At 68.6% G+C, this 22,546-nt stretch carries 22 protein-coding genes; 13 read left to right on the top strand and 9 right to left on the bottom strand.

What is annotated here, in order from left to right; genetic code table 11:
- The first annotated feature begins 1 nt into the window (after position 1).
- From bamA to E6C76_RS04945, 10 genes are all read left to right on the top strand, one after another.
- Complete coding sequence (gene bamA / locus E6C76_RS04990) at positions 2-2,347, top strand: outer membrane protein assembly factor BamA (RefSeq protein ID WP_136347166.1); 2,346 nt, start codon at positions 2-4, stop codon at positions 2,345-2,347.
- A gap of 37 nt (positions 2,348-2,384) precedes the next feature.
- A complete protein-coding gene (locus E6C76_RS04985; RefSeq protein ID WP_136347165.1) occupies positions 2,385-2,888 on the top strand; it encodes an OmpH family outer membrane protein in 504 nt (167 codons plus the stop codon).
- Positions 2,889-2,904: 16 nt separating this feature from the next.
- Positions 2,905-3,930 carry a UDP-3-O-(3-hydroxymyristoyl)glucosamine N-acyltransferase gene (gene lpxD / locus E6C76_RS04980; protein WP_136347164.1) on the top strand — a complete coding sequence of 342 codons (1,026 nt, stop codon included), beginning with the start codon at positions 2,905-2,907 and terminating at the stop codon, positions 3,928-3,930.
- A 3-nt stretch (positions 3,931-3,933) separates the two neighbouring features.
- Positions 3,934-4,368 (top strand): 3-hydroxyacyl-ACP dehydratase FabZ, encoded by a 435-nt coding sequence (gene fabZ / locus E6C76_RS04975; RefSeq protein ID WP_136347163.1) that lies wholly within the window; start codon positions 3,934-3,936, stop codon positions 4,366-4,368.
- Positions 4,368-5,138 (top strand): acyl-ACP--UDP-N-acetylglucosamine O-acyltransferase, encoded by a 771-nt coding sequence (gene lpxA / locus E6C76_RS04970; protein ID WP_136347162.1) that lies wholly within the window; start codon positions 4,368-4,370, stop codon positions 5,136-5,138. Before fabZ ends, lpxA begins: the two co-directional genes overlap by 1 nt.
- Before the next feature lie 67 nt (positions 5,139-5,205).
- Positions 5,206-6,378: a lipid-A-disaccharide synthase gene (gene lpxB / locus E6C76_RS04965; RefSeq protein ID WP_136347161.1), complete on the top strand. Its 1,173-nt coding sequence runs from the start codon at positions 5,206-5,208 to the stop codon at positions 6,376-6,378.
- Positions 6,354-6,968, top strand: a complete 615-nt coding sequence (rnhB, locus tag E6C76_RS04960; protein WP_136347160.1) for a ribonuclease HII — start codon at positions 6,354-6,356, stop codon at positions 6,966-6,968. The genes lpxB and rnhB overlap by 25 nt, the downstream gene beginning before the upstream one ends.
- Positions 6,965-7,420 carry a CopD family protein gene (locus E6C76_RS04955; RefSeq protein ID WP_136347159.1) on the top strand — a complete coding sequence of 152 codons (456 nt, stop codon included), beginning with the start codon at positions 6,965-6,967 and terminating at the stop codon, positions 7,418-7,420. Before rnhB ends, E6C76_RS04955 begins: the two co-directional genes overlap by 4 nt.
- Before the next feature lie 10 nt (positions 7,421-7,430).
- A complete protein-coding gene (locus E6C76_RS04950) occupies positions 7,431-8,231 on the top strand; it encodes a TrmH family RNA methyltransferase (protein WP_136347158.1) in 801 nt (266 codons plus the stop codon).
- 148 nt (positions 8,232-8,379) lie between these two features.
- Positions 8,380-8,838, top strand: a complete 459-nt coding sequence (locus E6C76_RS04945) for a hypothetical protein (RefSeq protein WP_136347157.1) — start codon at positions 8,380-8,382, stop codon at positions 8,836-8,838.
- Positions 8,839-8,860: 22 nt separating this feature from the next.
- On the opposite strand, the gene bioD is transcribed toward E6C76_RS04945, so the two are convergent.
- The 5 genes from bioD to bioA are packed head-to-tail and all read right to left on the bottom strand — an operon-like array spanning position 8,861 to position 13,553.
- Complete coding sequence (gene bioD / locus E6C76_RS04940; protein ID WP_136347156.1) at positions 8,861-9,538, bottom strand: dethiobiotin synthase; 678 nt, start codon at positions 9,536-9,538, stop codon at positions 8,861-8,863.
- Entirely contained in the window at positions 9,535-10,341 is an 807-nt protein-coding gene (locus tag E6C76_RS04935; protein ID WP_230976162.1) for a methyltransferase domain-containing protein, read from the bottom strand. Before E6C76_RS04935 ends, bioD begins: the two co-directional genes overlap by 4 nt.
- The gene (locus E6C76_RS04930) at positions 10,334-11,074 is read right to left on the bottom strand and encodes an alpha/beta fold hydrolase (RefSeq protein WP_136347154.1); all 741 of its coding nucleotides are present in this window, start codon (positions 11,072-11,074) and stop codon (positions 10,334-10,336) included. The genes E6C76_RS04935 and E6C76_RS04930 overlap by 8 nt, the downstream gene beginning before the upstream one ends.
- On the bottom strand, positions 11,071-12,231 hold the full coding sequence (bioF, locus tag E6C76_RS04925; RefSeq protein WP_136347153.1) for an 8-amino-7-oxononanoate synthase: 1,161 nt from the start codon (positions 12,229-12,231) through the stop codon (positions 11,071-11,073). Before bioF ends, E6C76_RS04930 begins: the two co-directional genes overlap by 4 nt.
- A 2-nt stretch (positions 12,232-12,233) precedes the next feature.
- Positions 12,234-13,553 (bottom strand): adenosylmethionine--8-amino-7-oxononanoate transaminase, encoded by a 1,320-nt coding sequence (gene bioA, locus E6C76_RS04920; RefSeq protein WP_136347152.1) that lies wholly within the window; start codon positions 13,551-13,553, stop codon positions 12,234-12,236.
- A 142-nt stretch (positions 13,554-13,695) separates the two neighbouring features.
- Between bioA and yaaA the strand changes: the two genes are divergently transcribed.
- The 3 genes from yaaA (at position 13,696) to E6C76_RS04905 (ending at position 16,000) form a co-directional block, all read left to right on the top strand.
- Positions 13,696-14,481 carry a peroxide stress protein YaaA gene (yaaA, locus tag E6C76_RS04915; protein WP_136347151.1) on the top strand — a complete coding sequence of 262 codons (786 nt, stop codon included), beginning with the start codon at positions 13,696-13,698 and terminating at the stop codon, positions 14,479-14,481.
- Between the two features lie 5 nt (positions 14,482-14,486).
- Complete coding sequence (locus tag E6C76_RS04910) at positions 14,487-15,614, top strand: M14 family metallopeptidase (protein WP_136347150.1); 1,128 nt, start codon at positions 14,487-14,489, stop codon at positions 15,612-15,614.
- 95 nt (positions 15,615-15,709) lie between these two features.
- The gene (locus E6C76_RS04905; RefSeq protein ID WP_136347149.1) at positions 15,710-16,000 is read left to right on the top strand and encodes a hypothetical protein; all 291 of its coding nucleotides are present in this window, start codon (positions 15,710-15,712) and stop codon (positions 15,998-16,000) included.
- Positions 16,001-16,028: 28 nt separating this feature from the next.
- Here E6C76_RS04905 and E6C76_RS04900 read toward each other — a convergent pair whose 3' ends face one another.
- The 4 genes from E6C76_RS04900 to mfd all read right to left on the bottom strand — a co-directional run bounded on the left by E6C76_RS04900 (position 16,029) and on the right by mfd (position 22,516).
- Entirely contained in the window at positions 16,029-17,903 is a 1,875-nt protein-coding gene (locus E6C76_RS04900; RefSeq protein ID WP_211090117.1) for a DEAD/DEAH box helicase, read from the bottom strand.
- Positions 17,904-18,031: 128 nt separating this feature from the next.
- Positions 18,032-18,241: a cold-shock protein gene (locus E6C76_RS04895; protein WP_136347147.1), complete on the bottom strand. Its 210-nt coding sequence runs from the start codon at positions 18,239-18,241 to the stop codon at positions 18,032-18,034.
- Between the two features lie 267 nt (positions 18,242-18,508).
- Positions 18,509-18,919, bottom strand: coding sequence for a DUF4332 domain-containing protein (locus tag E6C76_RS04890; protein WP_211090116.1), 411 nt, complete (start codon positions 18,917-18,919; stop codon positions 18,509-18,511).
- Between the two features lie 138 nt (positions 18,920-19,057).
- A complete protein-coding gene (mfd, locus tag E6C76_RS04885; RefSeq protein ID WP_136347145.1) occupies positions 19,058-22,516 on the bottom strand; it encodes a transcription-repair coupling factor in 3,459 nt (1,152 codons plus the stop codon).
- Positions 22,517-22,546: the final 30 nt, after the last annotated feature.

Raw genomic sequence — 22,546 nt, 5'->3', positions numbered from 1 at the left:
GATGAATCGTAAGCTCCTCTCCGGGCTGATGGTGGCCCTGTTTGCGTCCGCTCCGGCAATGGCCTTCGAACCCTTCGTGGTCAAGGATATCCGGGTCGAAGGCATACAGCGCACCGAAGCCGGCACGGTGTTCAACTATCTGCCGGTCCGTGTCGGCGACACCTTCACCGAGGAGCAGGCCGCCGAGGCCATCCGTGCGCTGTTCGCCACGGGCTTCTTCCGCGACGTGCGCATCGAGGTCGAGAACGAAGTGCTGGTGGTGTTCATCGACGAGCGCCCGGCCATCGCGCAGATCGATTTCGTCGGCGTCAAGGAGTTCGACAAGGAAGCGCTCAAGAAGGGTCTGCGCGAAGTCGGGCTGGCCGAGGCGCGCATCTTCGACCGTTCGCTGGTCGAGCGTGCCGAGCAGGAACTGAAGCGCCAGTACCTGTCGCGCGGCAAGTACTCCGCGGTGATCACCACCACGGTGACGCCGCTGGAGCGCAACCGGGTCGCGGTGAATTTCACCGTGGACGAGGGCGAGGTGGCGAAGATCCGCCAGATCAACATCATCGGCGCCTCGGCGTTCAAGGAGTCCGATCTGATCGATCTTCTCCAGTTGCGCACGCCTGGCTGGCTGACCTGGTACACCAAGAACGATCAGTACTCCCGCCAGAAATTGTCCGCGGACCTGGAGACCCTGCGCTCCCATTACATGGACCGCGGCTACCTCGATTTCAACATCGATTCCACCCAGGTTTCGATCACCCCGGACAAGCGTGATATCTACATCACCATCAGCATCTCCGAGGGGGAGAAGTACACGGTATCCAGTGTGCGCTACACCGGCGATCTGGTGCTCGACGAGGAGGCCTATCGCAAGGCCACCCAAATTCATCCGGGTGAAGTGTTCTCCCGCGAGCGCCTGACCGAAACCACCAAGGCGATCACGGACCTGCTGGGCAACGAAGGCTACGCGTTCGCCAACGTCAACGCCGCGCCGGAAGTCGATAAGGAAAAACGCGAAGTCGCCTTCACCATCATCGTCGACCCGGGCCGCCGGGTCTATGTACGGCGCATCAACGTCGGCGGCAACACCAAGACCCGCGACGAGGTGGTGCGCCGCGAGATGCGCCAGATGGAAGGGGCGTGGTACGACGCGGAGGCGATCAACCGCTCCCGCACGCGTGTGGATCGGCTCGGCTTCTTCGACGAGGTCAACGTCGAAACCCCGCCCGTGCCGGGCACCACCGACCAGGTCGATGTCGATTTCACCGTGAAGGAGCGCGCAACGGGCAACCTGATGCTGGGTGCGGGGTTCTCCAGTTCGGAGCGGATCAGCCTGCAGGCCTCGATCTCCCAGCAGAACATGTTCGGCAGCGGCAATGCGGTCACCTTCGGCATCAACACCAGCAAGACGGGCCGTACCTACGCACTGTCCTTTACCGATCCGTACTACACGGTCGACGGCGTCAGCCTGGGCTGGGATGTGTACCACCGCACCTACGATGCTACCGACGCGTATTACTCGATTTCGCCCTACAAGACGGTTTCCACCGGGGTCGGCATGCGTCTCGGCTTCCCGATCAGCGAAGACGACACGGTCAACGTCGGCGTCGGCGTCGACCGGACCGAGGTGACCACCTTCGGCAGCAACTCGACCTACCCGTCATCGCTCCAGTACCGGCGCTTCGCCCAGCAGAACGGCTGCACGAATGCCATCACGGATGACTGCAAGTTCACCGCCAACAGCCTCACGCTGACCGCCGGCTGGGCGAGCGACAAACGCGACAGCTTCCTGTATCCGCGCCAGGGGGTCTATCAGAACCTGTATGCCGAGCTCGCCACGCCGATCGGCGACCTGTCCTACGTGAAGGCCGGCTACCAGTACCAGCACTGGTTCCCGATCGGACGCGACTACGCGCTGATGCTCAACGGCGAGGTCGGCTGGGCGAAGGGGCTGCGCGGCAAGGAGATGCCGTTCTACAAGAATTTCTACGTCGGCGGTCTGGGGTCGGTGCGCGGCTTCGAACAAAGCTCGCTGGGGCCCAAGGACGAAAACGGCGATTCGATGGGGGGTACCCGGAAGGTCGTCGGCAACGCGGAATTCTATTTCCCGCTGCCGGGCTCGGGTACCGACCGCTCCTTCCGCATGTCGGTGTTCCTCGATGCCGGTTACGTATGGGGCGAGGATCTGCAAGGGCGTCAGCAGAAGCTGAATTTCAGCGATCTGCGCTACAGTACCGGTCTCGCGTTCTCGTGGAATTCGCCGATCGGGCCGCTGAAGTTCGGTCTGGGTTTCCCGCTGAAGAAGGATAGCGACGACGAGATTCAGCGCTTCCAATTCCAACTCGGCTCGATGTTCTGATCCGGTCGCGTTCGACCGGTTTTGCTGGAGGTTTCAAGTGAAAGTCCGTACCACTTCCGTTCTGCTCGCCGCCGTGCTGGCCTTCATGGCGCAGGGCGCGATCGCCGAGTCGAAGATCGGTGTCGTCAATACCGACCGCGTGATGCGCGAGGCTGCGCCGGCGGTGCGCGCGCAGCAGCGCCTGGAAAAGGAATTCGAACGCCGCGATCAGGAACTGCAGCGCATGGCCGCCGACCTGCAGGCGCTGCAGGAAGAGCTCGAACGCGGCGGGGTGACGATGGCCGAATCGGATCGGCGCAACAAGGAGCGCACGCTCAACGACCTGAACCGCGATTTCCAGCGCAAGCAGCGCGAGTTCCGCGAGGATCTCAACCAGCGCCGCAACGAGGAACTGGCGACCGTGCTGGACAAGGCCAACGCGGCGGTCAAGAAGATCGCCGAGGATGAGAAGTACGACATCATCTTCCAGGAGGCGGTGTACGCCAGCCCCCGCATCGACATCACCGAGAAGGTGATCAAGGCGCTCTCCGAAGCGCGCTGAGCGACGTCCCCGCCCGATGTTCCGACTCGATGAACTGGTCGCCCGGCTGGGCGGGGAACTGATCGGCGATCCTGCGGTCCGGGTGGGCCGGATTGCCACACTGGATACGGGGGGAGAGGGCGATCTGGCGTTTCTCGCCAACCGCAAGTACGCCTCCCGCCTGAAGGATTGCCGCGCATCGGCGGTCATCCTCGCGCCCGATGCGCGGGAATCCACCGTATTGCCGCGCATCGTCACGGCCGATCCCTACGTCTATTTCGCGCGGGTCGCGCAGCTGTTCAATCCACCGGTGCTGCCGCCAGCGGGTCTCCATCCCGGCGCGACGGTGATGGCGGATGTGCCGCCGTCGGTCAGCATCGCGCCCGGCGCGGTCGTCGAGGCCGGCGCGCTGATCGGCGAAGGCGCGGTGATCGGGCCGGGCTGTCATGTGGGGCGTGATGCGCACATCGGCGCGCACAGCGTGCTGCACGCCAATGTGAGCATCTACCACGGCTGCCGCATCGGTGCGCGCTGCATCCTGCATGCCGGCGTGGTGATCGGCGCGGACGGCTTCGGCTTCGCGCGGGAACGCGACGGCCGCTGGGTCAAGATCCCGCAGACCGGCCGCGTGCTGGTCGGCGACGACGTGGAGATCGGCGCCAACACCACGATCGACCGCGGCGCGCTCGACGACACGGTGATCGGCGAAGGCGCCAAGCTCGACAACCAGATCCAGATCGCCCACAACGTGCGCATCGGCGCGCACACCGCGATCGCCGGCTGCGTGGGGATCGCCGGCAGCACGGTGATCGGCGCGCGCTGCATGATCGGCGGGCAGGCCGGCATCATCGGGCATCTGAGCATCGCCGACGACGTGGTCGTCTCGGCGGGCACGCTGGTCACCAAGTCGATCGCCCGCGCCGGCGTGTATACCGCCAGCCTGCCTGTGCAAAGCCACCCGGAATGGGTGCGCAATTTCGCCCACCTGCGCCATCTGGATGCCATGGCGGATAGAATACGCGCCCTCGAACAACGTCTCGACAAGGCCGATCCGGCCGAGTAACTCATGGACATCAACGAAATCCTGCAGTACCTCCCGCACCGCTATCCCTTCCTGCTCGTCGACCGCGTCCTGCAGATCGAGGAAGGCAAGCGCATCCTGGCGGTGAAGAACGTCACCATCAACGAACCGTTCTTTCCCGGGCATTTCCCCGGGCATCCGGTGATGCCGGGCGTGCTGATCGTCGAGGCCATGGCCCAGGTCGCCGCGCTGCTGTCGTTCAAGACCATGGGCGTGGTGCCGGACGAAAACTCGGTGGTGCTGTTCGCCGGGATCGACAACGTGCGCTTCAAGCGCCAGGTGGTGCCGGGCGACCAGCTCGTGTTCGACGTCGAGATCCTGCAGGGCAAGCGCAACATCTACAAGTACAAGGGCGTGGCGCGCGTGAATGACCAGATCGCCACCGAAGCCGAACTGATGTGCGCGCTCAAGGCCAAGTGATGATCCACCCGACCGCCATCGTTCATCCGGGAGCGCGCATCGGCGCCAACGTCTCGGTCGGCCCGTATTCCATCATCGGCGAGCACGTCGAAATCGGCGATGGCACGAAGATCGGCCCGCATGTGGTCGTCGAAGGCCATACGCGCATCGGCCGCGACAACGAGATCTTCCAGTTCTGCTCCATCGGCGCCAAGCCGCAGGACAAGAAGTACGACGGCGAGCCGACCCGCCTGGAAATCGGCGACCGCAACACCATCCGCGAATACTGCTCGTTCAACGTCGGTACCAGCCAGGATGCCGGGGTGACCCGCGTCGGCAGCGACAACTGGATCATGGCTTCCGTGCACGTGGCGCACGACTGCCAGGTCGGCGACCACACCATCTTCGCCAACAACGCCACGCTGGCCGGCCATGTGCACGTGGGCGACTGGGCGATCCTCGGCGGTTTCACCGGGGTGCACCAGTTCGGCCGCGTCGGCGCGCACAGCTTCTGCGGCGTGGGCACCGTGCTGCTGCAGGATCTGCCGCCCTTCGTCACGGTCTCCGGCAATCCCGCGCGTCCGCACGGCATCAACAGCGAGGGGCTGAAGCGGCGGGGCTTTTCCGCCGAGGCCATCGCGGCCATCAAGCGTGCCTACCGCGCACTCTATCGCAGCGGCCTGACACTGGACGAAGCGCGCGAGCAGGTGCGCGGCATCGTCGCCGAGCATCCGGAAGCCGGGCCTTTCGCCGAATTCATCTCCATCAGCGGACGCGGTATCGTCCGCTGAGTATCCACGCGGCGCTCGCGGGCGCCCGTGTTCCCACACTCCACCCACGTCTGATCCAGCGCTCCCGATGCCGCCCAGAATCGCCATGGTTGCCGGAGAAGCTTCCGGCGATCTGCTAGCCAGCCACCTGATCCGCGCGATCCGCCGTCATCTGCCGGACGCCGAATTCTTCGGCATCGGCGGCCCCAAGATGCAGGCGGAAGGCTTCGACGCGCTGTGGCCGTGCGAACTGCTTGCGGTGCATGGCTACGTGGATGCGCTGAAGCGCTACCGCGAGCTGTCCGGCATCCGCAAGCAGCTGCTCGCGCGCATCAAACGCGAGCGGCCGGCCGCCTTCATCGGCGTCGACGCGCCGGATTTCAATCTGTGGCTGGAGGGCAAGGTGAAGGCCGCCGGCATGCCGGCCATCCACTTCGTCAGTCCGTCCATCTGGGCATGGCGCGGCGGACGCATCCGCAAGATCGCGCGTTCCGTGTCCCACATGCTGTGCATGTTCCCGTTCGAGCCCGCGCTGTACGAACGCGCCGGGGTGCCGGTGAGCTATGTCGGCCACCCGCTGGCCGACGTGTTTCCGCTGGCGCCGAACCGCGCCGCCGCGCGCGAGATGCTCGAACTGCCATCCGATGCGCCGGTGCTCGCGCTGCTGCCGGGCAGCCGGCAGTCCGAGGTGCGCAATCTGGCGGACACCTTCATCTCCACCGCCAAGCTGCTGCACACGCGTCACCCGGATGCGGTCTTCCTCGTGCCGCTCGCCACCCGCGAAACCCGTCTGCTGTTCGCCGAGGCGCTGTGTCGCAACCAGGCCGGGGAACTGCCGATCCGCATGCTGTTCGGCCATGCGGTCGACGCCATGACCGCCGCCGACGTGGTGCTGGTGGCCAGCGGCACGGCCAGCCTGGAGGCCGCGCTGCTCAAGCGTCCGATGGTGATCAGCTACCGCATCGGCAACTGGCAGTATCGGCTGATGAAGCGCATGGCCTATCTGCCCTGGGTCGGGCTGCCCAACATCCTGTGCAACGAAACCGTGGTGCCCGAACTGCTGCAGGACGATGCCGTGCCCGACAAGCTCGCCGACGCCCTCGATGCCTGGCTGCTCGACCCCGCCGCGCGCCGCGCGCTGGCCGAGCGCTTCACCGAACTTCACCATACGCTGCGCCAGGACACCGCCGACAAGGCCGCGCGCGCGATATTGCCCTATCTGGGCGTGGAGCCCTCATGTCCAGCACATCCGTCCACCTGATCTGCGGCGTCGACGAGGCCGGCCGTGGTCCGCTGTGCGGCTCCGTGGTCGCCGCCGCGGTGATCCTCGACCCGGCCAGGCCGGTCGCCGGCCTCGCCGATTCCAAGAAACTCAGCGAGAAGGCCCGCGAACGCCTGGCGCCGCTGATCCGCGAACATGCACTGGCCTGGGCGGTGGCCGAAGCCAGCGTCGAGGAAATCGACCGGCTGAACATCCTGCACGCCACCATGCTGGCCATGCGGCGTGCCGTGGAGGCGCTCGGCGTGCAGCCGCAGGAAGCGCTGATCGACGGCAACCGCTGCCCGCCCGGGCTGGCGATGCGCGCGCGTGCCATCGTCAAGGGCGACGCGCTGGAGCCGGCGATCTCCGCTGCATCGATCCTGGCCAAGACCGCGCGCGATGCGATGATGGTCGAACTGGATGCACTGTATCCGCAGTACGGCCTGGCCGCGCACAAGGGCTATCCCACCGCGGCCCACCTGGCCGCGATCCAGCGCCACGGCGTCGCGCCCTTCCACCGCCGCAGCTTCGCACCGGTACGCGCCGTCCTGCAGAATCCACCACTACGGACGGAGGAGGGCGGCGCATGACCGTGAACCACCTGATGCTGTTCCTGCACGTGTGCGGCGTCACCCTGTGGGTCGGCGGCATGGCCTTCGCCTGGGCCTGCCTGCGCCCGGCCGCCGCCGGTCTGGCCCCGGCGGCCCGCCTGGAACTGTGGCGCGGCGTGCTGGCGCGCTTCTTCCCGCTGGTATGGGTGTCGATCGCGCTCATCGCGTTGTCCGGCGGCTATCGGCTGTTCGAGGTCGGCTTCGCCTCGGCGCCGCGTGCCTGGCACGCCATGCTGTTCACCGGCAACCTGATGATGGCGGTGTTCCTGTCCATCTGGTTCGGCCCCTGGCAGCGCCTGCGCGCGGCCGTCGACGCGGAAGACTGGGCGACGGCCGCGCTCGCGCTGGGGCGCATCCGCCAGCGCGTGGGCTTCAATCTGGCGCTGGGCGTACTGACCATCGCCGTGTCCACGCTGGGCCTGGGCATCTGAGGCTGGGGCGGTGAAAGCCATCACCTCGCGCGACAATCCCACCGTGCGCCGTCTGCGCGCGCTGGCCGGCTCGGCGCGCGAACGCCGCAAGCTCGGCCAGAGCGTGCTGGATGGCGCCCATCTGATCACCGCCGCGCTCGATGCCGGGTGGACCTTGCGCGAACTGGCGATCAGCGAGCAGGGCTTGCAGAGCGCTGAAATCGTTCGTTTGGCGGAACGCTGCGCCGGCACATCCTGCGAAGTGCTGCGTCTGCCCGATGCCGTGCTTGCCCAGATCAGTCCGGTCGATACGCCCGCGGGCATCCTGGCCTCCTTCGATCTGCCCGCCGAGCCGGCCCCTCGCGCGTTCACCGATTCCCTGCTGGTGCTCGACGGCGTGCAGGACGCCGGCAACCTCGGCGCCATCCTGCGCACCGCTGCGGCCGCCGGCATTCAGGATGCGCTGCTCTCCCCGGGCTGCGCGCAAGCCTGGGCGCCGCGCGTGCTGCGCGCAGGCATGGGCGCGCACTTCGCCCTGCGCATCCACGAACGCGCAGACCTGGCCGCCGCGCTGGCCGGCTATCCGGGACAGGTCCTCGCCACCGCGCTGCGCGACGATTCCTGGGATCTGTACGAGCTCGATCTGCGTGCTCCGGTCGCCTGGCTGTTCGGCGCCGAAGGGCAGGGGCTGTCGCCCGAAGCGCTTGCGCTGGCCAGCCGGCATGTGCGCATTCCCATGCCCGGCAGGCTGGAGTCGCTCAACGTCGGCGCCGCCGTGGCCATCTGCCTGTTCGAGCAATTGCGTCAGCGCCGGGACATGCCGACGCGCTGAAACGGCGCGCTCGAAAACGCTATTGACATTGGCCGGCAGGCGCGCAAAATCTTCCCGCCCGACCTGCTGAGCAGGTCGGGCCGCTCATCTTTCATGCGAGGAACTTCCACCACATACACCGCAGCACATTCCACACCGAGGAGACAAAATGACCGCGATTTTCGCCAAGACCCGCAAAGGGCAGGAAGAAATCGAACACCGCAGCGGGCTCGGCCCGCGTGCGCGCAGGGTGCTGATCCTGTTCGACGGCAAGCGCAGGCTTGCCGAAGTGCGCGCGCTGATGCCCGATCCCGCTTTGGACGACACTCTCGCGCTGTTGCAGGCGGAAGGCTATCTGGAAGCGACCGGCGCCGCGGCGGCCGAAACGGCCAGCACGCAGCGGACCGAAGGCAGGACGATCGAGCCGGCCCGCAACTTCATGATGAATTCCCTGCGTACCTTCAACGGTCCGTACGGCAACATCGATCTGATGACCCGCATCAGCGACAGCCGCAGCGCGCTCGAACTGCAGGGGCTTGTCGACGACTGGCTGGAAAGCATCTCGCTGACCAGAGCCGGCAGGCAGCGCGCGGCCGAACTGAAGGGGCAATTGCTGACCGTGCTGTAGGGGTGCCCGAGTGAAGGCGGGGTCAAGGCTGCGGCAGCGCCAGCCCGGCGCCGGCCGCCGCCGCGTCGCCGTCCGCGCGGTGGGGCAGCACGCCGAGCAGAGGAGCGTCCAGGCGCTCGCGCAGCGCCTCCAGGTTGTCCTCGAAACGCAGCATGCGCGGATCGATGCGGTTGGCGATCCAGCCCGCCAGCGGCAGTCCGCGCGCGGCGACGGCCTCCGCCGTGAGCAGGGCATGGTTGATGCAGCCCAGCCGCATGCCCACCACCAGGATCACCGGCAGGCCGAGATCGCGCGCCAGCATCGCCATGTCGTAGTCGTCCGCCAGCGGCACGCGGAAGCCGCCCGCGCCCTCGACGAACACGCAGTCGGCCAGGGCGCGCAACTGCGCGAGCCGGGCGGCGATCAGCGCCGGATCGATGCACACGCCTTCTTCCCGCGCCGCCAGGTGAGGGGCGACCGGGCTGGCCAGGCAGTAGGGGTTGAGCAGTTCCAGGCCCGGATCGAAGCTGCCGGCGGCCCGCAGGTGCAGCGCATCCTCGTTGGCCAGCCGTCTGTCCACCAGCTCGGCGCCGGCGGCCACCGGCTTCATCCCCAGGGCGCGCAGGCCGGCGCGGCGCGCGGCATGCAGTAGCGCGCAGGTGGTGAAGGTCTTGCCGACTTCGGTATCGGTACCGGTCACGAACCAGGCGGCGGCGCTCACAGCGGTTTTTCCACGGCCAGCAGGATCACGTCGTAGGTCGCCGGCAGCAGGCCGTCCGGCCGACGCCGGGTTTCGTAGCGCGCTTCCAGCGTGCGCCACGCCGCGCGGCCGAGCGGCGCGCGCGGGGCAGGGCCCACGCTGTGCGCGCCGATGGCCTTGATGCCGGCGAGCAGGCTGCGCAGATCGGCGGCCAGCGCCCAGGCCGGCGCCCGTTCCAGGGTGCGTACCGCCAGCCCGGCGGCCTCGGCAGCGGCACGCCAGGTTTGCGGCGGGTGGAAGTCGATCACGTGCGCGGCCCGGTCCACCGCATGGAAAGCCTCCCGCAGTTCGTGCAGGGTGTGCGGCCCCAGCGTGGCGATCCAGGCGCTGCCGCCCGGCGCGAGCACCCGGGCGATCTCGCCCAGCGCACGTTGCGGCGCGCACCATTGCAGGGCCAGGCTGGACCACAGTGCGTCGATGCAGCCGCCGGCCAGCGGCAGGCGTTCGAGATCGCCGCAGATGCACGCGTGGCCGTTCACCCGGGCCAGCATGCCGGGGGCGAAGTCCAGGGCCAGCACCTGCGCGCCCGGATGCAGGGCGGCCAGACGGGCCAGGGCGTGGCCGGTGCCGCAGCCGGCGTCCAGCACGCGCGCCACCGGGCGGCGGCAGGCGTGCGCCGTGGCGAATGCCTCCAGGCGGGCGCAGACTTCGCGCTGGACCTGCGCGGCCCGGTCGTAGGTGGCCGCCGCGCGATGAAAGGCCAGGCGCACCCGCGCCTTGGCGGAGGCATGCGCCGGCGCGGGCTGGAGCACGGGGTCAGCCACGATGGAAGCCCTCCAGCAGCGTAGCGCATTCCGCCGGGCGGGAAAGGAAGGGCGCATGGCCGCAGGCGGCCAGGATTTCCAGCCGGGCATCGGGCCATTGCGCCGCCAGCCAGCGTGCCGCGCCGACGGGCATCAGCGCGTCGTGCTCGCCGTGCAGCAGCAGCGCCGGCTGGCGGATGGCCGCCAGCGTGCCGCGCAGATCGGCGCCGGCCAGTACCGCCAGACCGGCGGCCAGCGCCTCGGTCTGGGCCGCGTCGGGTTCGGCGGCGCTCAGGGCGGCCGTGAGTTTGCCGCCTACTTCGCGCCGGTGGGCGTCGCCCAGCACTTGCAGGGCGATGAAGCGGTGCAGCACGGCGGCCGGCGCGCTGGTGAAGGCGTCGCGGAAGGCGGCCACCGTTTCGGCGTCGAGTGCATGGGGCCAGCCCTCGGTGGCGGCGAAGCGCGGCGTGGCGCCGATCAGTGCCAGGCGGGCCACCTTGCGTGGATGGCGGGCGGCGAAGTCGAGGGCGAGCAGGGCGCCGAGCGACCAGCCGCACACGGTGGCGCCGTCCGGCAGATCGGCGGCGAGGCGGTCGGTCCACGCGGCCAGGTCAGTGCCGCTGACGGCCGGTGCGCTGCCGTGGCCGGGCAGGTCGGGGGCATGGATGGTCAGGCCGGCCAGCGGCGCGCGCAGCGTTTCCCATACGCGGGCAGTGAGGCCCCAGCCGTGCAGCAGCACCAGCGGCCGGCTCACGGCGCCGCCTCCAGGCGGTTCAGCGCGGCGGCGAGCCGCCGCACGTCGTCTTCGGTATGCGCGGCGGTGAGCGAGATGCGCAGCCGGGCGCTGCCCTGGGGCACCGTGGGCGGGCGGATGGCCGGCACCCACAGCCCTTCGTCCCACAGCGCGCGGGCAAGCTGCAGCGTCTCGGCATTGTCGCCCACCAGCACGGGCTGGATGGCAGTGGGCGAGGGCGACAGGCGCCAGCGGGCGAGGCGCAGTTCGCCGCGCAGCAGGTCGATCAGTTCGGCGAGCCGGGCGCGGCGGGCGTCGCCCGCTTCGATCAGATCCAGGCTCTCCAGCAGCGCATGGGCCAGCGCCGGCGGGGCGCCGGTGGTGAAAATGTAGGTGCGCATCTTCTGCATCAGCCAGGCCACCACCTCGGCCTGCCCGGCGACGAAGGCGCCGGACACGCCGGCGGCCTTGCCCAGCGTGCCCACATAGATCAGCCTCCAGCTCGCCAGCCCGGCGGCGGCGAGCGCCCCGCGCCCCCGGGGGCCGAGCACGCCGAAGCCGTGGGCGTCGTCCACGATCAGCCAGCAGTCGTGCCGTTCGGCCAGCGCCAGCAATTCGGCCAGCGGGGCGAGGTCGCCGTCCATGCTGAACACGCTGTCGGTGACGATGGCGCGCCGCGCCGCCTTGCTGCCTTCCAGCATGCGTGTCAGCGCGGCGGTGTCGGCGTGGGGGTAGCGGTGCAGTTCGGCACGGGAAAGCAGGGCGCCGTCCACCAGCGAGGCGTGGTTGAGGCGGTCGGCAAAGATGGCGTCGCCGCGCCCGAGCAGCGCCGGGGCCACTCCCAGGTTGGCCATGTAGCCGGTGGACAGATAGAGCGCCGCCTCCATGCCGACGAAGGCCGCCAGGCGCGCCTCCAGTTCGTCATGCACGCGGTAGTGGCCGCTGACCAGATGCGAGGCCCCGGAACCCGCGCCCCAGTGTGCGGCGCCGTCGGCCAGGGCCTGAGCCAGTCGCGGTTCGCCGGCCAGCCCCAGGTAGTCGTTGCTGCAAAAGGCCAGCATCTCGCGTCCGTCCACCACCGCGCGGGGCCCGCAGGGGCTGGCGAGGCTGCGCCGGCTGCGGCGCAGGGCCCGGGCGTCGAGGGCGGCCAGGTCGGCCCGCAGGCGGTCGCGCAGCATGTTCAGGCGAGCGCCGCGTCCAGCGCGGCACGGGCGCCGCGCATCAGGTGGGCGGTTTCGGCTTCGTCCACGATGTAGGGCGGCATGAAATACACCGTGTTGCCGATGGGGCGCAGCAGCACGCCGTGCGCCAGCGCGGCGGCGAAGAAGCGGCGGCCGAAGTCGGCGCCGGCGCCCGCCACGTCGAAGGCGAGGATCATGCCGCGGCTGCGCAGGTGGCGTGCCGCCGGGTGGTTGCCGAAGTGCTCCTCCATCGCCCGGTGCAGGAGTACGGCGCGCTCCTGGTTGGCGGCCAGCACGTCTTCTTCGGCGAAGATCTCCAGGGTGGCGAGCGCGGCGCGGCAGGCCAGCGGGTTGCCGGTGTAGGAGTGGGAATGCAGGAAGCCGCGCGCGGCGTCGTCAGCGTAGAAGGCGGCGTAGACCTCGTCCGTGGACAGCACCAGCGACAGGGGCAGATAGCCGCCGGAGATGCCCTTGGACAGGCACAGGAAGTCCGGCCACACACCGGCCTGCTCGCAGGCGAAGAAGCTGCCGGTGCGCCCGCAGCCCACGGCGATCTCGTCGGCCACCAGATGCACGCGGTAGCGCTCGCACAGGGCGCGCGCCAGGCGCAGGTATTCCGGGTCGTACATGACCATGCCGGCCGCGCCCTGCACCAGCGGTTCGACGATCAGCGCGGCGGTCTCGTCGTGGTGTTCGGCCAGATGCGCCTCCAGCGCGGCCGCCGCGCGGCGGGCCACGTCGGCCGGGGTTTCGCCGGGGGCGGCCAGGCGGGCATCGGGGCAGGGCACGGTGGCGCCGGGCTTGACGAGATCGGCGTAGGCGTCGCGGAAGATGGGCACGTCGGTCACCGCCAGCGCGCCCACGGTCTCGCCGTGGTAGCCGCCGGCCAGGCTGACGAAGCGGTGCTTGCCGGGCTGGCCGTGGTTGCGCCAGTAATGGGCGCTCATCTTCAGGGCGATCTCGGTGGCCGAGGCGCCGTCCGAGGCGTAGAAGGCATGCCCCAGGCGCTGGCCGGTCAGCGCCGCCAGCCGTTCCGAGAGCGCCACCACCGGCTCGTGAGTGAAGCCGGCCAGCAGTACGTGTTCCAGCGTGTCCAGCTGCTCGCGCAGGGCCGCATTGATGCGCGGGTTACAGTGGCCGAACAGGTTCACCCACCAGGAAGAGATGCCATCCAGCAGCCGGTGCCCGTCCGCGTCGATGAGCCACGCACCTTCGCCGTGCGCAATGGCCACCGGCGGCAGGGTTTCGTGGCGCTTCATCTGCGTACACGGGTGCCAGACGGCGGCGAGCGAGCGTTGGAGCAGGTCGGGTTGCGGCATGGGCGGTGGGCGAGGGTGGGGCAAAACCGGGCAATGGTGCGCAATCGCCCCGGTGGTGTCAAACGCCGTGCCCCGTGCGGATGCGCTGCGGGCCGTGCGCTTTTGCTACCATCCAGCAATTCCCCAACCCGCGCACAACACCATGCTTTTCGTCATCTCCCCCGCCAAGGCGCTGGACTACGAAACCCCGCCGACCACCACCCGCCACAGCCAGCCGGATTTCCTCGACCAGGCCGAAGAACTGATCGGCATCCTGCGCGAACTCGCGCCGCAGGACGTGGCGAAGCTGATGGACCTCTCCGACCAGCTCGCCACCCTCAACGTGGCGCGCTACGCCGCCTGGTCCCGCCCCTTCGACACCGCCAACGCCAAGCAGGCGGTGCTGGCCTTCAACGGCGACGTGTATGAGGGCCTGGACGCCGCCAGCCTGGGCGACGACGACCTTTCCTGGGCGCAGGACCATCTGCGCATCCTCTCCGGGCTGTACGGGGTGCTGCGCCCGCTGGATCTGATGCAGGCCTACCGGCTGGAGATGGGCACCCGGCTCGCCAATCCGCGCGGGCGCAACCTGTACGCCTGGTGGGGGAGCCGGATCACCGATGCGCTGCGTGCCACGCTCGCGGCGCAGCGCGAATCGGGCGAACTGCCAGTGCTGGTCAACCTGGCTTCCGAGGAGTACTTCAAGTCCGTCCAGGCCGACAAGCTCGGCGGGCGTGTGGTCACCCCGGTGTTCGAGGACTGGAAGGGCGGGCGCTACAAGATCATCAGCTTCTACGCCAAGCGCGCGCGCGGGCTGATGTGCCGCCACGTCATCCGGCAGCGTGCGATGGATGTCGAGGCCCTGAAGGATTTCGACGCGGAGGGCTATGCCTTCGTCGAGGCCGCCTCGGACGACGACACCCTGGTGTTCCGCCGCCGCCAGGAGTGAGCGCCATGCGCATCAGCCACGCTTTCGACGCGGGCTCCATCGAGGTGGTGGATGCCGCCGACCCGGCCAACATCCGCCTGCGCCTGCGCGCGGACAATGCGGCCGACTTCCGCCAGTGGTTCCATTTCCGCGTCCAGGGCGCGGCGCACACCCCGTTGCGCATGGTGTTCGAGAACGCGGCCGAATCGGCCTACCCGGACTGGCGGGGCTATCGCTGCGTGGCCTCCTACGATCGGCGCGACTGGTTCCGCATCGACGCCACGCGCTATGAAAACGGCCGCCTGGTGGTCGAGCACACTCCGGAGCAGGACAGCATCTACTACGCCTACTTCGAACCCTATTCGCACGAGCGCCATCTGGATCTGCTGGCCTGGGCGGCGCAGCATCCCGGCGCGCGCGTGCGCAACCTGGGCGCCACCGTGGAAGGGCGTGATGTCGACGTGATCGTGGTCGGCGAGCCTGCTCCGCAGCGCCGGCCGGTGTGGATCATCGCCCGCCAGCATCCGGGCGAAACCATGGCGGAGTGGTTCGTCGAAGGGCTGCTGAAGCGCCTGCTGGACCCCGCCGATCCGGTGGCGCGCAAGGCGCGCGAACATGCGCGCTTCCACATCGTCCCGAACATGAACCCGGATGGCGCCATGCACGGGAATCTGCGCACCAATGCGGCCGGGCGCAACCTCAACCGCGAATGGCGTGCGCCGGATCCGCTGGCCGCGCCGGAAGTGGCGTTGACCCGCCAGGCAATGATGGAAAGCGGCTGCGACCTGTTCCTCGACATCCACGGCGACGAGGAAATGCCCTACGTGTTTTTCTCCACGGCGGAAGAGGTGCCCAACTTCACGGCCGAACTGGCCCGCCGGCAGGCGCGCTTCATCGATGCGCTGCTCGCCGCCAGCCCGGATTTCCAGACCGAGCATGGCTATCTGCCGGGGCGTTTCGGCGAGGACTTGCTCACGCTTGCCAGCAAGTGGGTCGCCAACCACTTCGGCTGCGTGTCGCTGACGCTGGAAATGCCCTTCAAGGACAATGCCGCGCTGCCCGACGAAAGGGCAGGCTGGAGCGCAGCGCGCAGCGAACGGTTGGGTGCGGCCATGCTCAACGCCATCCTGGGTCACGTCTCGACACCCGTTTGATGGACGGCGTCCGCCGTTCGGGTGGTTGCGGGGAACTACGACTTCGGTTATAAGTCCGACGTTCTGTGACAACCACTCCCCGAGCATCTCCTGGGATGAACACCGCCAGCGGCCGTCCGACCGAAACCGATACCCGGGCGCTCTACGAGCGCTTCCCGCATCTGCGCCAGATCGATCTGATGTGGGGCAGCAAGGAGTGCCGCCAGTTCATCTTCCGGCTGATGACCGACACGCGCGGCGGCGCCCGCCAGGGCTTCCCGCCCGAGCATGCGATGACCATCATGAGCCTGCTGCTCGAACATGACCGGAACTATCCGGAGTTCGAGTACGACGCCAATGCCGCCTGGGGCAGCGATCCCACGCGGCGCGGCGGCGGACGCTACTGACCCGCCGGCGCGCACCGGCTCCCACGACTTACGGTTTCTGGCCGCCCTTGCGGTGCGTCTTCGGCGGCGGGCGATCCCCGGCCGGCTTGCGCGACGGGCTGCGACGTTCTCCATCCCATGGACGTTTGGCGCCTTCCGTGCGCTCCGCGTACTTGCGCTGGGGGCGTTCGCCGTCGTACTGCCGGGGTGCCGGGCGGGCGCGTTCGCGCGGGGCCTCGCCTTCTCCTTCTGCGAGTGCGCGGATCGCCAGCGGACGCTGGCGCACACGGATGCGCTTGAGTGCGCCGAGCATCTCGCCCTGCAGCCCCTTGGGCAATTCCACCGTGCTGTATTCGTCGAACAGATGGATCTGTCCGATGTAGCGGCCCTCGATGCCGCCTTCGTTGGCGATCGCGCCGACGATTTCCTTCGGCGTCACGCCGTGCTGGCGGCCCACCTCGATGCGGTAGCGCGTCAGCAGACCTTCGGAGAAGGCGCGGCGGCGGGTGAGGATCTCCTCGCGGTTTTCCCGGTTCTCGCGCGGGGCGCGTTCGCGGCGTTCGTCCTGCGGGGCGGTGGCGAGCGCCCAGCCGCGTCCGCTCTCTTCGATGCGCAGCGGGCGTTCACGCGTCGCCAGGGCGGCCAGCGCCGCGGCGATCTGGTGTGGGTCCAGGCCTTCCTCTTCCTCGATGCGGGCGATCACTTCCGCGAAGAAGCTCAGATCCTCCTTCTCCAGCGTCTCGATGATCTGCTGGCGGAACTGCGCCTCGCGGCGGTCGGCCACGGCCTCGCGAGTGGGCAGGGAAATGGCTTCGATGGGCTGCCGGGTGGCGCGCTCGATGGTCTTCAGCATGCGCGTCTCGCGCGGCGCGACGAACAGGATCGCGGTGCCCTGGCGGCCGGCCCGGCCGGTGCGGCCGATGCGGTGCACGTAGGCTTCGGTGTCGTACGGGATGTCGTAGTTGATCACGTGGCTGATGCGCGGCACATCGATGCCGCGCGCGGCCACGTCGGTGGCCACCACGATGTCCAGCGAACCGCCCTTGAGGCGTTCGATGACCTGCTCGCGCAGGCCCTGGGTCATGTCACCGTTGAGCGCGGCGGCCGCGTGCCCGCGCGCTTCCAGGCGGTCGGCGAGTTCCACGGTGGCGGTCTTGGTGCGCACGAAGACGATGGCCGCGTCGAAGTCGTCCTCGACCTCCAGGATGCGTGTCAGCGCGTCCAGCTTGTCCACGCCGCGCACCTGCCAGTAGCGCTGGCGGATCGCCGCCACGGTGCTGGTCGCTGCGCGGATCTTCACCTCGCGCGGTTCGCGCAGGTGCTGGTGCGCGACACGGCGGATGGCCTCCGGCATGGTGGCGGAGAACAGCGCGGTCTGCCGCTCGGCAGGGGTGTGCTCGAGAATCCATTCCACGTCGTCGATGAAGCCCATGCGCAGCATCTCGTCGGCTTCGTCGAGCACCAGGGTGCGCAGTCCGTCCAGGTTCAGGCTGCCGCGTTCCAGGTGGTCCATGATCCGGCCCGGCGTGCCGACGACGACGTGCGCGCCGCGCTTCAACTGGCGAAGCTGCACCACCATGCTCTGTCCGCCGTAGATCGGCAGCACGTGGAAACCCGGCATGTGGTGGGCGTACTTCTGGAAGGCCTCGGCGACCTGGATGGCCAGTTCCCGGGTGGGCGCGAGCACCAGCACCTGCGGGCGGTTGTTGTTCAGATCCAGGCGCGCCAGCGCCGGCAGCGCAAAGGCGGCGGTCTTGCCCGTGCCGGTCTGCGCCTCGCCGAGCAGGTCGTGTCCGGCCAGCAGGTGCGGAATGCACGCGGCCTGGATGGGCGAGGGGGTTTCATAGCCGACCTCGGTCAGCGCGCTGAGCAGGGCGGCGGGCAGATCGAGATCGCGGAAGCTGGCGGTCGGGGCGGTGGTCATCGGGGCGGTCCGGGGGGCGGAGGATGTTTCAGTGTGGCAGAGCGCGGACGGACGATCCATGTCGAAGACCACGCAAAAAGAAAAACGCGGCCGGAGCGGCCGCGTCTTGGCAGGAAACGAAGAGGCGCTTAGATCGCGCGGATGTTCGTGGCCTGCAGGCCCTTCGGGCCGTTCTTGGTTTCGAATTCGACGCGCTGGTTCTCGGCCAGGGTCTTGAAGCCCGAACCTTGAATTTCGCTGAAGTGGGCGAACAGGTCGTCACCGCCGCCTTCCGGGGTGATGAAGCCGAAGCCCTTGGAGTCGTTGAACCACTTGACAGTACCGGTTTGAGTGCTCATGTATGGCGTTCCGTGAAAAAAGAATGGGCGAAATGCCCGGGCGCAGGAACGATCAAGAATCGCGCGAGGGAATTCGAACCGAAACCGTTCAGGGATGAAGGTACTGCCAGAATACCGCTAGGACATACTGCTTGAATCGACCGCAACGCGCACAATACACGGTTTTGCGCGGCTGTGGTGCTTTTTTTGTCCCGCCCCGCCAAGGGGAAGGGCATTCTGCCCGGGTATTGTGGCCCGCTCCGCGTGCGGAGCGGGGCGTGCGGTGGCTCAGTAGGTGAGCACGCGCGGCAGCGTCTTGGCCTGGGCAACCCACTTGGCCACTTCGGCTTCGCTGGGCACGCGGCGGACCAGCTTGCGTTTCTCGTTGGCTTCAGCCAGCGCCACGGTCAGGTTGGCGGCGTTGCGCTGGGCGAGTTCGGGCACGGTGTCCACGCCGGCGGCCTCGAGCAACTCGGAGTACTCTGAACCGACGCCGTCGATGCGGTACAGGTCGACCATGTTGGCGAACTTGAGGATCTGCTTCTCGCTCAGGCCCGCCTTTTCGGCCAGCTGCTTGCGCTGGGCGGGGGTCGCGGAGGCCGCCAGCAGGCCGTCGGTGTCCTTGACGCCGGCCGCGCGCAGCTTGCCGCCGATGACTTCGCCGATGCCTTCCACATCCTCGATCTTTTTGCTTGCCACTTGCACTCTCCCGGTTGACTGAAAAGGGCCGGGCGGCTGCCGCTGCCCGTCCGTGATTTTCATTGTAGCCAGCCATTTCACCGGCATGCGCGGGCGCAGCCGGGAAGCCCTGTCAAAGTATGTGTCTTATTGCACGCCCTAGTGCGCGCGTACGGCTTCGAGCAGTTCCCGCACGGCCTGCACGCGCTGGCGCGGCTGGGGCAGGTTCGCCTTGCGGATCAGGCGGTCCGGTCCGGCCATGCGGGTGTTGCGGTCGCGCTGGAGGAGCAGGATGACCTTGCCGGGGTCGATGGCCGGCTGGGCGCCGAACTGCACGCTGACCTGGGATTCCGAGGCGTCCACCTTGATCACGCCGTAGGGATGCACCACCAGGCGCAGGCGGTGGGTTTCCAGCAGGGCCTGGGTCTGCGGCGGCAGTTCGCCGAAGCGGTCGATCAGCTCTTCCTGCAGCGCGCGCAGATCCTCCTCGTTTTCGCAGTTGGCCAGGCGCTTGTACAGCGTCAGGCGTTCCTGCACGTCGGGGCAGTAATCCGAGGGCAGCAGGGCGGGGATGTGCAGGTTGATTTCGGAAACCACTTCCAGCGGCTGGGAGAGGTCCGGCTCCTTGCCGGCCTGCAGATCCTTCACCGCGCGCTTGAGCATCTCGGTGTACAGGCTGAAGCCGACCTGCTGGATCTCGCCGGACTGGTGCTCGCCCAGCACCTCGCCGGCGCCGCGGATTTCCAGGTCGTGCATGGCCAGGTAGAAACCGGCGCCCAAGTCTTCCATCATGGTGATGGCTTCCAGGCGCTTCTGCGCCTGCGTGGTGGGCTTCGCTTCCGCATCGGTGAGCAGGTAGGCGTAGGCTTGGTGGTGGCTGCGCCCCACGCGGCCGCGCAGCTGGTGCAGCTGGGCGAGGCCGAAGCGGTCGGCGCGGTTGATCAGGATGGTGTTGGCGGTGGGGATGTCGATGCCGGTCTCGATGATGGTCGTGCACAGCAGCAGGTTGGCGCGCTTCTGCGTGAAGTCGCGCATCACGCGCTCCAGTTCGCGCTCCGGCATCTGTCCGTGGCCGACCACGATGCGCGCCTCGGGCAGCATCTCGGCCAGGGTGTTGCGCATGTTCTCGATGGTGTCCACTTCGTTGTGCAGGAAGTACACCTGCCCGCCGCGCTTGAATTCGCGCAGCACTGCCTCGCGCACGATGCCCTTGCTCCAGCGCTGCACGAAGGTCTTGATGGCCAGCCGGCGCGAGGGCGCGGTGGCGATCACCGAGAACTCGCGCATGCCTTCCAGCGCCAGCCCGAGCGTGCGCGGGATGGGCGTGGCGGTGAGGGTGAGGATGTCCACCTCGCTGCGCAGCGCCTTCAGGGCTTCCTTCTGGCGCACGCCGAAGCGGTGCTCCTCGTCGATGATCACCAACCCCAGGCGCTTGAACTTGACGTCCTTCTGAAGCAGGCGGTGGGTGCCGATGAGGATGTCCACCTTGCCTTCGGCCAGCTGCGCCAGCGCCTCGTTCTGCTCCTTGGCGCTGCGGAAGCGCGACAGCTCGGCGACTTTCACCGGCCAGTCGGCGAAGCGGTCGGAGAAGGTCTGCCAGTGCTGCTCGGTGAGCAGGGTGGTGGGACACAGCACGGCCACCTGCTTGCCGTCGGCCACGGCGACGAAGGCCGCGCGCAGGGCCACCTCGGTCTTGCCGAAGCCCACGTCGCCGCACACCAGGCGGTCCATCGGCCGCCCGGTCCGCATGTCGGCGATCACCGCGTCGATGGCGGCCTGCTGGTCGGGTGTGGTCTCGAAGCCGAAGCCTTCGGCGAAGGCGTCCAGGTCGTGCTGCTTGAAGTCGAAGCGGTGGCCGGCGCGGCTGGCGCGCTGGGCGTACAGGGCGAGCAGTTCGGCAGCGGTGTCGCGTACCTGCATGGCGGCCTTTTTCTTGGCCTTTTCCCACTGCCCGGAACCCAGGCGGTGCAGGTCCACGCCTTCCGGGTCGGCGCCGGCGTAGCGGGTGATCACATGCAATTGCGAGACCGGCACGTACAGCTTGTCGCCGCCGTTGTATTCGAGGTGCAGGAACTCGGTGTCGCCCTCGCCGAGGTTCATGTGGATCAGGCCCATGTAGCGGCCCACGCCGTGCGACACGTGCACCACCGGGTCGCCCACCTTGAGTTCGGAGAGATCGCGCAGCCAGCCTTCCATGGTGGTGGCGCGGCGGTTGTCGCGCCTACCTCGGGTGCGCGCGGTGGCGGCGTACAACTCGGCTTCGGTGACCACCGCCACGCTCGCGGCGGGCAAGGCGAAACCGCTGGCCAGCGGCCCCACGCCGAGCACCAGCGGCGCGTCGCCCGCCAGGAAGCCGGCGAAGTCCGCGCTGGGGGCGAAGGGCAGGGCGTACTGCTGGAAGTACTCCGCCATGGTCTCGCGCCGTCCGGGCGAATCGGCGAGCACCAGCACGCGGCCGTCGAAGCCGGCGCAGAAGGCCTTCAGGCGGTGCAGCGGGTCGGTGGCCTTGCCCTCCACGGCCACGGGCGGCAACGCCTCGGCCGGGCCGCTCTCGCCCGTGGCGGGCAGCACGTAGCGCGCGCGCTCCTGCAGGGCGACGAAGAAGGCTTCCTCGCTGAGGAACAGGGCCTCGGGCGGCAGCACCGGGCGGCTGCGGTCGCCCTTCAGCAGATCGTGGCGCGAGCGCGTATCGCGCCAGAACTCGGCGATGGCGGCCGGTACGTCGCGATGCAGCAGCACCGGCGTGTCGGCCGGCAGGTAGTCGAAGATGGTCGCGGTGTCGTCGAAGAACAGCGGCAGGTAGTACTCGATGCCGGCCGGCGCGATGCCGTTGGAAACATCCTTATAGATCGGGCTGCGCGTGGGATCGCCCTCGAAGGTCTCGCGGAAGCGCCCGCGGAACTGCCCGCGGCTCTTTTCGTCGAGCGGGAATTCGCGCGCCGGCAGCAGGCGGATTTCCTTCACCGGGTAGACGGTGCGCTGGGTGTCCGGGTCGAAGGTCTTGATGCTCTCGACCTCGTCGTCGAACAGATCGATGCGGTAGGGCAGCGGGGCGCCCATCGGGTACAGGTCGATCAACCCGCCGCGCACCGAGAATTCGCCCGGGCTGACCACCTGGGTGACGTGGGCGTAGCCCGCCAGGGTCATCTGCGCGCGCAACTGGTCGGCATCCAGGCGCTCGCCCTGCTTCAGAAAGAAGGTGTAGGCCGCCAGGAAGGCCGGCGGCGCCATGCGGTACAGCGCGGTGGATGCCGGCACCAGCACCACGTCGGCCTCGCCGCGCGAGACGGCGTAGAGCGTGGACAGGCGTTCGGAGATCAGATCCTGGTGCGGCGAGAAGGCGTCGTAGGGCAGGGTTTCCCAGTCCGGCAGGGTGTGCAGGCGCAGGGTCGGGGCGATCCAGGCGATTTCCTCGCGCAGGCGCTGGGCGTCGATGGGGTCGGCGGTGACCACCAGCAGGGTGCCGGCGCGTTCGCCCAGCAGTGCCAGCGCCAGGGCATCGCTGGAACCGCTCAGGGCGGGAAGTTCGACGCGCTGGCCGGGGCGGGCGAACGGCAGGGCGGGCAACAGCGCGGCGTGTTGCGGCGATGGGGCGGAACTGGATTCGGCGGAAGACATGGATGTTGCGGGCGCAGCAAGGGCCCGGCA

Origin of the sequence: Pseudothauera nasutitermitis (assembly GCF_004801295.1) — a bacterium.
Classification (GTDB): Bacteria; Pseudomonadota; Gammaproteobacteria; order Burkholderiales; family Rhodocyclaceae; genus Pseudothauera; species Pseudothauera nasutitermitis.
Note: the sequence above shows the minus strand (reverse complement) of the source record. Positions and strands in the feature narration are given on the sequence as shown.

Excerpts from the sequence above, each read along its gene's own strand:
- bamA (WP_136347166.1), top strand. The coding sequence starts at position 2 with ATGAATCGTAAGCTCCTCTCCGGGCTGATGGTGGCCCTGTTTGCGTCC.
- lpxD (WP_136347164.1), top strand. The coding sequence starts at position 2,905 with ATGTTCCGACTCGATGAACTGGTCGCCCGGCTGGGCGGGGAACTGATC.
- fabZ (WP_136347163.1), top strand. The coding sequence starts at position 3,934 with ATGGACATCAACGAAATCCTGCAGTACCTCCCGCACCGCTATCCCTTC.
- lpxA (WP_136347162.1), top strand. The coding sequence starts at position 4,368 with ATGATCCACCCGACCGCCATCGTTCATCCGGGAGCGCGCATCGGCGCC.
- lpxB (WP_136347161.1), top strand. The coding sequence starts at position 5,206 with ATGCCGCCCAGAATCGCCATGGTTGCCGGAGAAGCTTCCGGCGATCTG.
- rnhB (WP_136347160.1), top strand. The coding sequence starts at position 6,354 with ATGTCCAGCACATCCGTCCACCTGATCTGCGGCGTCGACGAGGCCGGC.
- E6C76_RS04955 (WP_136347159.1), top strand. The coding sequence starts at position 6,965 with ATGACCGTGAACCACCTGATGCTGTTCCTGCACGTGTGCGGCGTCACC.
- E6C76_RS04945 (WP_136347157.1), top strand. The coding sequence starts at position 8,380 with ATGACCGCGATTTTCGCCAAGACCCGCAAAGGGCAGGAAGAAATCGAA.
- bioF (WP_136347153.1), bottom strand. The coding sequence starts at position 12,231 with ATGCTGCGCGACCGCCTGCGGGCCGACCTGGCCGCCCTCGACGCCCGG.
- bioA (WP_136347152.1), bottom strand. The coding sequence starts at position 13,553 with ATGCCGCAACCCGACCTGCTCCAACGCTCGCTCGCCGCCGTCTGGCAC.
- yaaA (WP_136347151.1), top strand. The coding sequence starts at position 13,696 with ATGCTTTTCGTCATCTCCCCCGCCAAGGCGCTGGACTACGAAACCCCG.
- E6C76_RS04910 (WP_136347150.1), top strand. The coding sequence starts at position 14,487 with ATGCGCATCAGCCACGCTTTCGACGCGGGCTCCATCGAGGTGGTGGAT.
- E6C76_RS04905 (WP_136347149.1), top strand. The coding sequence starts at position 15,710 with ATGAACACCGCCAGCGGCCGTCCGACCGAAACCGATACCCGGGCGCTC.
- E6C76_RS04900 (WP_211090117.1), bottom strand. The coding sequence starts at position 17,903 with ATGACCACCGCCCCGACCGCCAGCTTCCGCGATCTCGATCTGCCCGCC.
- E6C76_RS04895 (WP_136347147.1), bottom strand. The coding sequence starts at position 18,241 with ATGAGCACTCAAACCGGTACTGTCAAGTGGTTCAACGACTCCAAGGGC.
- mfd (WP_136347145.1), bottom strand. The coding sequence starts at position 22,516 with ATGTCTTCCGCCGAATCCAGTTCCGCCCCATCGCCGCAACACGCCGCG.